The sequence below is a fragment of the Crocosphaera sp. Alani8 genome, from assembly GCF_038442745.1.
In the GTDB taxonomy this organism is placed as follows: Bacteria; Cyanobacteriota; Cyanobacteriia; order Cyanobacteriales; family Microcystaceae; genus Crocosphaera.
Genome location: NZ_JARVCN010000068.1, coordinates 1 through 11,988 on the forward strand (window position 1 = coordinate 1; position 11,988 = coordinate 11,988).

The 11,988-nt window shown below is 38.3% G+C and carries 9 protein-coding genes; 3 read left to right on the forward strand and 6 right to left on the reverse strand.

The window, feature by feature from the left end; translation table 11 throughout:
• Window positions 1-183 precede the first annotated feature (183 nt).
• Window positions 184-1,398 (forward strand): mechanosensitive ion channel family protein, encoded by a 1,215-nt coding sequence (locus tag P9B04_RS05265; protein ID WP_342053952.1) that lies wholly within the window; start codon window positions 184-186, stop codon window positions 1,396-1,398.
• A 188-nt stretch (window positions 1,399-1,586) separates the two neighbouring features.
• On the opposite strand, the gene P9B04_RS05270 is transcribed toward P9B04_RS05265, so the two are convergent.
• The 4 genes from P9B04_RS05270 to P9B04_RS05285 all read right to left on the reverse strand — a co-directional run bounded on the left by P9B04_RS05270 (window position 1,587) and on the right by P9B04_RS05285 (window position 6,618).
• Entirely contained in the window at window positions 1,587-2,879 is a 1,293-nt protein-coding gene (locus P9B04_RS05270; RefSeq protein WP_342053953.1) for a glutamyl-tRNA reductase, read from the reverse strand.
• Window positions 2,880-3,154: 275 nt separating this feature from the next.
• Window positions 3,155-4,081, reverse strand: a complete 927-nt coding sequence (gene secF, locus P9B04_RS05275; RefSeq protein ID WP_342053954.1) for a protein translocase subunit SecF — start codon at window positions 4,079-4,081, stop codon at window positions 3,155-3,157.
• A gap of 53 nt (window positions 4,082-4,134) precedes the next feature.
• Entirely contained in the window at window positions 4,135-5,547 is a 1,413-nt protein-coding gene (secD, locus tag P9B04_RS05280; protein WP_342053955.1) for a protein translocase subunit SecD, read from the reverse strand.
• 87 nt (window positions 5,548-5,634) lie between these two features.
• Window positions 5,635-6,618, reverse strand: a complete 984-nt coding sequence (locus tag P9B04_RS05285; protein ID WP_342053956.1) for an alpha-ketoacid dehydrogenase subunit beta — start codon at window positions 6,616-6,618, stop codon at window positions 5,635-5,637.
• 291 nt (window positions 6,619-6,909) lie between these two features.
• Between P9B04_RS05285 and P9B04_RS05290 the strand changes: the two genes are divergently transcribed.
• Both P9B04_RS05290 and P9B04_RS05295 read left to right on the forward strand, forming a co-directional pair.
• Window positions 6,910-7,605 (forward strand): DUF47 domain-containing protein, encoded by a 696-nt coding sequence (locus P9B04_RS05290; protein WP_342053957.1) that lies wholly within the window; start codon window positions 6,910-6,912, stop codon window positions 7,603-7,605.
• Between the two features lie 154 nt (window positions 7,606-7,759).
• A complete protein-coding gene (locus P9B04_RS05295; RefSeq protein ID WP_342053958.1) occupies window positions 7,760-8,830 on the forward strand; it encodes an inorganic phosphate transporter in 1,071 nt (356 codons plus the stop codon).
• 93 nt (window positions 8,831-8,923) lie between these two features.
• On the opposite strand, the gene P9B04_RS05300 is transcribed toward P9B04_RS05295, so the two are convergent.
• Together P9B04_RS05300 and P9B04_RS05305 are read right to left on the reverse strand one after the other, a co-directional pair.
• Window positions 8,924-10,075 (reverse strand): glycosyltransferase family 4 protein, encoded by a 1,152-nt coding sequence (locus P9B04_RS05300; RefSeq protein ID WP_342053959.1) that lies wholly within the window; start codon window positions 10,073-10,075, stop codon window positions 8,924-8,926.
• 395 nt (window positions 10,076-10,470) lie between these two features.
• Window positions 10,471-11,610 carry a tetratricopeptide repeat protein gene (locus P9B04_RS05305; RefSeq protein ID WP_342053960.1) on the reverse strand — a complete coding sequence of 380 codons (1,140 nt, stop codon included), beginning with the start codon at window positions 11,608-11,610 and terminating at the stop codon, window positions 10,471-10,473.
• Window positions 11,611-11,988 lie beyond the last annotated feature (378 nt).

An 11,988-nucleotide genomic window follows, 5' to 3' on the forward strand; every position in this document is an offset into this window, starting at 1 on the left:
ATGTTTGGCCTAAGTTTTCGCAGCGAGTGACCCCTGGCTTTTTGAGAAGATACGTGTAACTTACCAGGGGAAGATGAAGAGGATAGTAAAAAGAAAGTAAAAACCCAAGAAGAGTTAGGTATTTGTTCTGCGAAACAAATAAACAAACGGGTCGACTTGTATCACAGAATAAAGAAAATCCAGTTGATTGTAACATCACTAGTAATACTAGCACTACTATGGCTTTTTATTAATCAAATAAAGCTTTTTGTTCGTGAAAGAATCCCATCGACACTTGGAAAGTTAGTATTGGCTTTTTTAAAAGGAAATAAGACGAATAAGAATAGAATAATTAAAATACTATTCGGTAAATTCTGTGTTAAGCATTTTGTTGAGTTAATATTATTGTTATTAAGTATAATATTTTTCTGTTACCTTTTTGTCGGATTAGCTATCCCTAAATGGGATTTTCCTATAATCCGAGTTTTTCTTATATTTATAAACTTTTTTGAAACCCAATTGATTAAGATTATTCAGTATTTAAAGGATGAATTACCCCCTCTTATTTTCATTGTTGTATGTGCGTACTTTATGGACTTGTTTTTAACAAGGTATATAATCAAATTTATTTTTCCAAGAATACCATTACCAATTTTTCACAATGTTATTTGTAAAGATGATAGTGCTAAGGAATCAACTATTTTTATCGGTCACTTGATAATATCCATATTTGTTATTCTCCTTGCCGCTCCTCATCTTCCTGGTGCTGGAACTGTTTATTTTGCAGGAATATCAGCATTTATCGTACTCGCTTTCACTTGGAGTGGTTCACGGCTTATTTCTGACATTGTATCAGGGTTGCTTCTTATATATGTTAATCCTCTTACCAAAGGAAATTGGATAAAAATTGGAGATATTGTTGGAGAAGTCAAAGAACAAAACTTATTTTTTCATGAAATTAAAACAGTAAAAAATTGTATTATTACAATACCTAATTCTATTCTATTTCAAAATTTAACTACTAATTTGAGCGCACATTGTGATGCAAAGGCTAATAAAAAGATTGATAAACAGAATGAAGATTCTCGAACTCTAATCCTTCATACACCTGTTGGTTTGGGATATGATGTTCCTAGAGAAAAGGTAGAACAAACACTTATAGCCGCAGCCGCAAAAACAGATAATATATTGTCTAATCCACCCCCATTTGTATTGCTAACTTATCTCGGTGACTTTGCAGTTACCTACGAACTAAATGTTCATATCAATAAAGTCAACGATATTCCAAAAATATACTCAGATTTACACAAGAGTATTCAGGATGAATGTAATAGTCAAGACATAGAAATTCTCTCTCCAAACTATGTTGCAGTAAGAGATGGTAACCCCACCACTGTAGTTAGCCCTGACACTATATAGCATTTCTCACACTTGTGAGGTACAGAGGTTATCTCTTTGAGGCAGAAGGCAGGGGGCAGGAGGCAGGAGTTAGGTGTACCTCATGAGTCCGAGAAAAGCTATAATACACTGATGAATAAAATCTCTCGTTAAAATTTCTTTTAACGAGAGACTCTTAAAAAATATTAGATATTTAAAAACCCCAATTCTTAACTAAATTGTTTTTCAATCTCAATTTCAAGATCAAACAGCATTTGTAAAGACTGTAAGCAGCGTCGTCTTGCTTCTATATCTTGTTGCGCTCGCAACTGTACCATCGGTTCATGGAGTATTTTATTAACAATACCCCTCGTTAAAGCTTCAATCACCTCTTGGTGTTTTTCAGCAAACTCAGTTCCCAGACGGGATAGAGCTTTTTCTAGTTCTTGTTCACGAATACCCTCTACTTTTGTTCTCAAGCAGCTAATAGTAGGAACTGTCTCTAAGGAACGCCACCAGAGTTCAAACGCTTCTACCTCTTCTTCTAGTAACCCCTCAGCTTCGAGAGCCATCTGACGACGACTAGCCTGATTTTGCGCTACCACAGCCTTTAAATCGTCAACATTATAAGCAGCCACAATTTCCATCTCTTGGACGTTTGTAGCCACATTTCGAGGGACAGAGATGTCAAATAACATTAACCCCTGTTGCACGGATACCACCTCTTGAAGATTATCTCGATGTAAAATGGGTTGGGTTGCTCCTGTGCTAGTAAAAACCAGATGAGAGTTACCCACCACCGTCATCATCTCATCGAGAGAAACCAGGGTTAACTCCGCTTGGGGGAATTTTTTGGCTAACTCCTCTGCACGCCGTTGAGAACGGTTCACAATGGTAATAGATGTGGCACCTTTCGCTACAAGATGCTTCACCAGTAAGCAAGCCATTTTTCCTGCACCAATAATACTGATGTTACGGGTGGCCAAATCATCTACCTTGGTGATAGCTAATTCCACCGCAGCCGAACTAATAGACACCGCACCGGTACCGATATTGGTTTCACTACGAACCCGTTTTCCTGCTGTTATCGCTTGTTTGAAGAGACGATCGAGTAACCGGCTAATACCCTTGTACTTTTGAGATAGTTTATGGGTGGTTTTCACCTGAGCTAAAATTTGTCCTTCCCCTAGTACCAAACTTTCTAACCCAGCAGCCACTCTCAAAAGATGGCGCACCGCATCTTGATGAAGCAAGGTAAATAAGTACCGACGGAGATAGCTTAGGGGAATCTGACCAGTTTCTGATAGGAATTGAGTTATTTCCACCACTCCCTTTTCTGTGTCCGTCACCACTGCATAAATTTCTAAACGGTTACAGGTACTAATGACAGCGACTTCCTCAATATGAGGATAGCCTTTTAAATGGGTCAAGGCTTCTTCTAGTTTAGCCTCTTGAATACTTAACTTTTCTCGGACCTCTACTGGGGCGGTTTTGTGACTTAAGCCTACCACGGCAATATTCATAAGTTCTCCTACAAGGGTTTGAGCTTGCGTTAATCGAAAATGGAATAAGTGCTACTGTTTCTATTTTTTGCAATTTAGACTCTATATGTCTCAATTACAAATACTTTGATAAAAATCTTTATAAAACTTTAAGAAAGTCAGTTAACTTTAGGGGAGTAACACTAAGGTGTTTGAATGCCTGTTGTTAATCATATCAGCTATCGGTTATCAGTTTTGTAGTCTGCTGAGACTTTCTAACTTAAGTAGAGAGTGAGGAGTCTGCTGACATTCTCACCCTAACCATTAGCCAGTGGTTGACGGTTACGCCACCAAGCCAGTAGGGTACTAGCAATAAAGATACTGGAATAGGAACCAGCCAGAAACCCTAAAATTAGGGCTAGGGAAAAATATTTGAGGGTTTCGCCACCGAATAAGAAAATACCAACCAGGGGCAATAAAGTGGTAACGGTGGTATTAATAGAACGAGTTAGGGTTTGATTGACGGCATCCTCTACGACATCGTTAACAGAAAGTTCTTCCTCATCTCTCTCCATATTTTCTCGAATGCGATCGTAAATAACCACCGTGTCGTTAACAGAAAAACCAATAATTGTTAGCAAAGCCACTAAAAATAGACTATTCACTTCTACCCCGGCAACCAATCCTAAAACGGAAAAAATCCCTGCGGTTACTAAGACATCGTGAACGAGAGCGACGATGGCAAAAAAAGCATAATCGAACTTAAATCTAACACTGAGATAGACAATAATGCCGAAAAAAGAAACCAATAACGCTAAAATTCCCGACTGAAATAACTCTCGACCAATAGTGGGACCCACGGTATCGATTTGGATAGTTTCGGGGTCAAAATCACCTATTTTTTCGTTAAGTTGTTGTTGTAATTGGGTCCTTTGGTCTACGTCTAAATTCTTAGTGCGAATGGAAAGAATGTTTCCATCTACTATTTGAATGGTACTATTCCCTAGCTCTTGGTCTGCGAGAATATCCCTGACCTCTACAACATCGATAGGTTCCTCACAAGTCCCTGCCACTCCACAAGATAATTGTAATTGTAAACGGGTTCCACCGATAAAGTCTAAGCTAGGTCTTAAAGGAGCTTGAAAAGTTGTATAAGAAATGACCATAGCCAAAATTCCACCCAAAACAATGAAGCTAGAAATTGACCACCACAACCGTTCCCATTTAATAATATTTAAGCGCATTTTTTCTCTCGAATAGAACCAATAATTGAACAATAACAACCCATATTTTTTGTCTAAGACTTACTCGGTGTGGGTAAATTAGGACAGAATAGTTGTGGTTTTTTCCGCACCGTAGGCAGTCCCAACACTGTCACTAATAAGAAAGTTCGAGTACAAGTTAAGGCGGTAAACATACTTACTAAAACACCAATAGCCAAAGTTAGCGCGAAACCTTTGACCAAACCCGATCCTAAGCCAAATAAAGCACCACAGGCGATCAAAGTAGTGACATTACTATCTAAAATACTAGAAAATGCCCGATAAAATCCCGACTCCACCCCACTGTATAAAGTTTTACCTTTGCGCAACTCTTCGCGGGTGCGCTCAAAAATCAACACATTAGCATCCACTGCCATACCAATACTGAGGATAAACCCGGCAATACCAGGAAGGGTTAGGGTAACCCCAATCAAAGAATAACTAGCTAAAGTCAACAGAGTATAGACTCCCAGAGCTAAATTAGCGATTAACCCCGGTAGGCGATAGTAAACCCCCATAAAAATCAAAACTAGCACTAAACCTGCTACTGCAGCATAAATACTACGTTGAATACTCTCCCGTCCCAAGGTTGCCCCAACAGTACGATTTTCTACCACTTCCACTGGAAAAGGCAAAGAACCACCCCGTAACTGTACTGCTAATTCGTTGGCGGTTTCCACGGTAAAATTCCCTGTAATCACCGCAGTTCCCCCAGTAATACCGGTAGTAGCAAACTGCGCCCCAACCACAGGTGCGCTGATTAAGACATTATCCAAGAAGATGCCGATGGTGCGACCGGTTCCAGCGATATTCCGAGTCAGTTCAGCGAACTTGTTACCCCCTTCGTTGTCGAAATCGATAATTACTTCCCATCCGTTGCCTTGAGCGGGACCGTAACGGGCATTGTCCAGGTTTTTACCTGATAGGTCAACGGAGTCGAAAAATTCCAATATTGCCTCGTTAGAAGTCTGTATTTCTGCGTTTAACTCCGCAATACGTTCTTCTGCTTCTGGGGTAACCTCTCCGATTCTCAAGGCGTTCAATTCCAGTTGTTTCTCCCGTTGAATAGTCAGTTCAGCTTGTAGTTGTCCCTCTGTTCCCTGCCGTTGTTGGCGAAATTCTAGTTGTGCTGTTCCCCCCAATACCCGTTCTGCTTGTTCGGGATCGGTAACCCCGGGCAACTGTACCACCACTTTATCTTGTCCAAGGGTTTGCACCACAGGTTCAGCCACCCCCAACCCATCCACTCGGTTTTGCAGCACTGTCTTAGCCGCCTCCAAGTCTTCTTGGGAAACATTTTTAACTTCTTCGGTGGGTTTGAGTTGAATGGTCAATTGAGCTCCCCCTCTCAAATCTAAACCTAACTGTAAGGGCAGAGCATTGAGAAGGGCGATCGCACCGATAACCAGGGCAAGAATAAAACCGATCAACAAACGTCGTTGTTTCATATTTTTCTGTAGGAGTTTAGGATCGAGAAGGGGGACTGAAAAACCGATGATTCACCACTCAGTACACCCCATCTCCATTTGATATGACTAAATATGTAGGGTCATCAACTTATCCACTGCTTCAGCGATTTGGGGAGGTTGCACGATGGTAAGTCTTTCTAACATTCCATTGTAAGGGGTAGGAATGTCTTGGGAGGATAAACGAATTACAGGGGCATCTAATTCGTCGAAAAAGTTATCATTGATTAGGGCAATTAATTCCGCCCCAATGCCTCCGGTTTTCATACATTCTTCCACAATGATGACACGATGGGTTTTCCGTATTGATTCCCCGATGGTTTGTAAGTCAAAAGGTTTGAGGGAAATTAAGTCAATAATTTCGGGATCATAACCTTGGGCTTCCATTTCTTTTAAAGCTTGGATACAATGATGGCGCATCCTCGAGTAGGTGAGAATAGTAACGTCTTTCCCTTCTCTGACAATTTCTGCTTTGTCTAGGGGGACAATGTATTCTGTATCGGGAAGATTCTCTTTGAGATTGTACAGTAAAACGTGTTCAAAAAAGAGGACGGGGTTGCCGTCACGAATGGCTGCTTTGAGGAGTCCTTTGGAATTATAAGGGGTGGAGCAAGCGACAATTTTTAGACCAGGGACGGCGTGAAAATAGGCTTCTAACCGTTGGGAATGTTCTGCTCCTAACTGTCGTCCTACTCCTCCTGGTCCACGAATCACCATTGGTATTTTAAAGTTTCCCCCGGAAGTGTAGCGTAACATCCCGGCGTTATTGGCGATTTGATTGAAGGCTAATAACAAAAAGCCCATATTCATCCCTTCGATGATGGGACGTAATCCGGTCATGGCTGCTCCCACAGCTATTCCGGTAAAACTATTCTCTGCAATGGGGGTATCGAGAACCCTTAATTCTCCGTATTTCTTGTAAAGATCCTTTGTTACTTTATAAGAACCGCCATAATGGCCTACATCTTCCCCTAAGACAAATACTGTGTCATCCCGTCCCATTTCTTCGTCAATGGCTTCCCGTAGCGCATTAAATAATAAAGTCTCTACCATATATTTATACGAATTCCTTGCCTTTGTTATCCTATCATTTTGACTCTACATTGTTAGAACTTTTTTTATTGTCATCCTGGGAATTGTTATCTATTTTTCAAATAAGGGAGTAATTGTGGTATTGATTCCCATAAATAACTATGCAAAAGTTTTTTTACCAGATAGGAATCACTATCTTGCCTTTAACCTGCAACAATTCCTACATTATATTACATTTTACCCTAAGTTTTTGCTACAGAACCACTGGATTTAGTATAATTTATTGCCTGTTGATTTTGATTAATTGAACTCATGTCTAAAGAAACACCTGCTTTATTTGGAAAAACAAAATTATTAGAGGGACAAATAGACGAATTCCTCGATAAAGTAGCAGAAGGAGCAATTTATTTTGAAAGGGGAATTAGTAGTTTTATTGATACAAGAAATACCTCAGATACTTGTGAGGAAAAACTATTACAAATTACTCAACTAAAACAGAGATGTAGGGAGTTACAACGTTCCATTATTAATGTTCTTTATAGTGAAATGTTAATCCCTGATTTTCGGGCTGATGTTCTGAGACTACTGACGGATTTATTTTCTCTTTTGGATTTGATGGGTAAAAATTTTCAAGACTTAATGATTGAACGGGATCAAGACCAAGAAATAGAATCAAAAACAGACGATACAGATAATCAAATCGGGAAAAAAGAATTTTTAGATTTAGTGCAAGTGGTTGTTAAAAGTATAGAATCAGTGATTATTGCTGCTCGTAATTTTTTTCGTGATCCTAAATCGGTAAAAGATCATACTTATCAAGTCAGAGTTTATGAGTCTGAAGCTGATAAAATAGCCATTAGTTTGAAAAAGAAAATTTTTGCTACTGACTATAAATTCTCCGAAAAAATCAACTTACGAGATATAGTTAACGCTATCGATGCTATTGCTGATCTCGCTGAAAATGTGGCAGACGAGTTAGATATTTATGCAATTCAACGCACTTTATAGTAGTTTTCAATTGGGTGTATCAAAATATTGGTTTAGTGAGGGTGGGAAGTGTGGGAAGTGTGGGGAGTATTTTTCTTTTAGTTAGATATTTAAGCAATTCAACGCATATTATGGTTATCATAACTTAAATTGTTAAATTAGTTAGATTAAATTTATGGACTTAATTAGCACTTTTATTTTTCTCTCTAGTGGCTTATTTTTGGGATGGTCCCTCGGTGCAAATGATGCTTCCAATGTCTTTGGAACTGCCGTGGGTAGTCGCATGATTCGTTTTTCTACTGCTGCTTTTATTTGTAGTATTTTTATTATTATTGGTTCAGTAACCGCAGGAGCAGGGGCAGCCGGAGGACTAGGAAAACTAGGTGCCGTTAATGCTTTAGCTGGTTCCTTTACCGTTGCTTTAGCGGCTGCAATAACGGTTTTATGGATGACTAAGCTAGGACTGCCAGTATCCACTTCTCAAGCAGTGGTAGGAGCGATCGTGGGTTGGAACTGGTTTAGTGATTCCCCTACCAATATTAATGATTTAATCAAAATTATGGGGACATGGGTTGCTTGTCCTATTTTGGCAGCTATATTTGCGGCAGTTATCTATAAGTTAGTTGTACTTTTGATTGAAAATACTCAACCCCATCTTTTGAGTTTAGATAATAATATTCGTTGGGGTTTAATTATTGTTGGTGCTTTTGGTTCTTATACTTTGGGAGCCAATAATATTGGTAATGTAATGGGTGTTTTTGTGCCTTCTTCTCCCTTTGAAAACCTAAAAATTGCCGGAATTTTTGATATATCTGCAGTAGAACAATTATTTTTATTAGGAGCGATCGCCATTGCTGTTGGGGTGTTTACCTATTCTAAGCAAGTGATGATGACGGTGGGTGGTAGTTTAATGACCTTATCTCCTGTGGGTGCATTAGTGGTGGTTTTGGCTAATTCTTTAGTATTATTTACTTTTTCCTCCCAAGAATTGTCAAATTTTGTGGTCAGTCTGGGTTTACCTCCCATTCCTCTCATTCCTGTTTCTAGTTCTCAAGCAGTGGTGGGTGCAGTCATTGGTATTGCTCTTTTAAAAGGTATCAAAGGGGTTAGACAGCTTAAATGGGGAGTTCTAGGGGGTATTGCCTCTGGTTGGATCACCACTCCTGTTATTGCTGCTCTTATTAGCTTTATTTTGTTATTTATTGTGCAGAATGTTTTTAATCAAGAAGTTTATCAGGTATTTTAGCCATCATTATAATTGTCAGGTTGCTAACAGTTTGTAAAATTTCCACTACATGGGAATCACAACCCAATCTTAATTAATAAATTATGGTTATTTTCAGGGTAAATGACTCACAACAGAAAAATTAGCCCTTCCCAAAACTTCTTCATAGACTTTTTCTACCTGAGAAACATTATTAGTCAAAGAATATTTATCTAATACCCTTTGTCTAGCTTTGTGTCCTAATAGTTGGGTGATTTCGCTATGATCTCGAAACAAAGGTAACAGAGTCTTCAACTGTGTGGTAACCCCCTGAGTATCTAACACCACCCCGGCTCCATTTTCTAATACTTCCCCATCAGCTCCTGCATCTGTTGCAATACAAGCCACACCGCAGGCCATAGCCTCTAATAATGATAAAGATAATCCTTCTACTAAAGAAGGCAAAATAAACACATCAGCAGCCCGTAAAATATCAATACGTTTTTGTTCATCGGCCACAAACCCCGACCAATAAATATTATTTTTTCTCCCATAGAGAGCTTCTAAGGAGGGTTTAAGGGGTCCGTCCCCAACGATCAACAATTTACTATAATTCCCCATATCAACCTGTTTCCAAGCCTTTAATAAGGCTTCTACGTTCTTCTCTGTGGCAATACGTCCTACATAAACAAACAGTCGCTTTGCTTTGATATGAGACTTGAGATAAGAAATGCCTGGAGAATATTTAACTGTATCAACCCCGTTGGGAATAATCGCCAGTTTATGCTTATCAACCCCCAATTTCATCAATAACTCTTGTTGTAGTCGTGAGAAAATAATCACTTTGTCGTAGTGGGCTAAAAACGGGGCATAAAGCTGATAGGTTAAAAATTGGGTACTGGACTTCAAATTGCGTAATTTGCTGTCAAAAGGTGGATGAAATGTGGCTATGAGGGGTAATTTTAAAGCCTGACAGATTTCCGGAAGTTGAAAGTCGAGGGTGGATAATGTTAGGGAACCATGAACGACATCTGGCTTCAACTTAGCCAAAGCATCCATTAAAACCTTGCTAGATTTAAGGGTGGGGATGGTGTAAATTTGGGATTTATAGAGAAAGGGCAAGGCAACTTCCTTACAGTCTGGCGAATGAGTTAAATCCGTCTCTTCTTGCGAAAAATGAAGAAAACTAACCTGATAATCTCGGTCAAGTAGGGCATTGGTTATTTCCCGACCGTATGTTACATTTCCACAGAAAGGGGATTTTTTCCCAAGCCAAGCGATGTGCATTCAGATATATAGACAAATAGTTATGATGAACTGATAAGAGATAATTCGCTGTAATTCTATGGATTATAAGCATAAGCTACCCATTACTACAAGGGGAAAGTTGAGTTAGCTTGGATAGTCCAGAAAATAGAGCAGTTTTTATTTCCATAGATTATAAACTTTCTAGCTTTTAGGGAGAAGGCAACCTAAGTTCGGTGTTAGAAGTTCGGAGTTCAGATTTAAAATCCGAGATTGTAGTCGGTTTCCTCGGTATGGGAATGCTAGGTAACAGATTTTCTATAAATCTTCTAATATTTTTATGAGTTCAAAGTGTCACAATGGACTATACAGTATGAGTATTTAATCTAAACTCCAGTTTTTAGAGATTTATTGCTTTTGCTTACATCTAACTCAGGTTACCAGCTATAGGTAGGAAAAGGACATTTCTCCTCTAATTCTGAGTCTGTGATAATTATGGAGTTAAAACAATTGTTTTGTTTCAGACAATCTAGCCATGAAACTAATTCATCTGATATTTGATGACTTTGCTCGGCTATATTTCTTGCTTCCTTTCTATAATTTCCCCCCATCAATAACAAAAGTTTGATTTTCAAAGCTAATCCATACCAATAATTAGGATTGAGCTTTAAAGCCCGATTAATATATGCTAAGGCTACTGTTTTATTATTTTTTGCTAAAGCCAATTGAGCTTTCCAATACCAAGGCTCTGGAGATTTGCTTTCTAACTTTTGTGCTTCTTCAAATTTTGCTTCTGCTTCCTCAAACTTTTTATTTTTCAATAATTTACATCCTTCTTTTAAACACTGATTTACAGTGCTAATTAAGTTTAAATCTTGGTTTGGAATCTTCCAATATTCATGAGTGATACTTATATCGAGAGCAAATCTTAGTTTTCTCCCAGATGTATTAAGTTGCTCTTTTCCAGCTTCAATTGCCCTTTCAAATGATAAAAACCCCTCAGTTGTCCTTCCTATTCCTTCTGGTTTATCTTCTGGTAAAACAGTCGGAGAACTACTAAAACCAGTGCATTCAATTGGCATAAAATTTCCTGAATCAATCAACTCTGTTAATTGTTGATGATTGCGAAGAGGTTCTTGTTCAAAAAGTTTTCTTTCTTTTTCTCGTTCTCCATCTCCACTGCTATTTTTCCACCATTCTTTTCGTTCATGACGTATTGATACTGCTGCTAAAGCGTGTCCATTAAGTACAATTAAAAGCGGAATTAAATCACAAGCATAACAAATACCACAAAAGAGAATGGCTAAGTCAAGACAAGTTCCTTCATTGAGAGTTTCTAGAATTTCTTGAGATGTGCGAATCATTTGAATATTACGCTCTGAATTAAATGGTTCAAGAGCATATTTAATATTCTTCTTCATCAAAGTGTTATAAATTTCTTTTACCAGTTGGTATTTATCCCAATGAATTAATTCAAGCCGATTGACAGTAGATGGTAACTTGAAAGAAGCTGGTAACTCTCGAACAACAAAACCAGCTAACCCTACTTCATTAAATTTTGACCATCTTAGAACCATATCTTTTTTGTTTTTATTTCTTCATTTTTATTGATCTGTATTGTTTTATTCAACTTCAAATAAATCATTGACTGGATTTGGAAAACCGCCTCCAGTTCTTTTGGTTTTTACTTCTAAGCGATATAATCCTGAATCCATATTTTCAAGAGAAAGTAACCATTCTTCCCCTGATTTTGAAAATTTAGCATGATGTGTTGCTCCATTAATATTTACAGGTTTAATATATGCTTCAAGCTCTAATTTTTCTTTGATATGTTGAGGAAAACGACCTTTAACATCTGCTTTGATGGTTACTAGACCTCTTGCAAAAGTCTTTTATGATCTAATTGAATGCTATTTTTTTGTCTAAATTTCCGTGGCAAGACACCCAGAATTCCT

Coding starts and splice junctions, on each gene's coding strand:
- P9B04_RS05270 (WP_342053953.1), bottom strand. CDS start 2,879: ATGAATATTGCCGTGGTAGGCTTAAGTCACAAAACCGCCCCAGTAGAG.
- secF (WP_342053954.1), bottom strand. CDS start 4,081: ATGCGCTTAAATATTATTAAATGGGAACGGTTGTGGTGGTCAATTTCT.
- P9B04_RS05305 (WP_342053960.1), bottom strand. CDS start 11,610: ATGGTTCTAAGATGGTCAAAATTTAATGAAGTAGGGTTAGCTGGTTTT.
- P9B04_RS05300 (WP_342053959.1), bottom strand. CDS start 10,075: ATGCACATCGCTTGGCTTGGGAAAAAATCCCCTTTCTGTGGAAATGTA.
- P9B04_RS05290 (WP_342053957.1), top strand. CDS start 6,910: ATGTCTAAAGAAACACCTGCTTTATTTGGAAAAACAAAATTATTAGAG.
- P9B04_RS05285 (WP_342053956.1), bottom strand. CDS start 6,618: ATGGTAGAGACTTTATTATTTAATGCGCTACGGGAAGCCATTGACGAA.
- P9B04_RS05295 (WP_342053958.1), top strand. CDS start 7,760: ATGGACTTAATTAGCACTTTTATTTTTCTCTCTAGTGGCTTATTTTTG.
- secD (WP_342053955.1), bottom strand. CDS start 5,547: ATGAAACAACGACGTTTGTTGATCGGTTTTATTCTTGCCCTGGTTATC.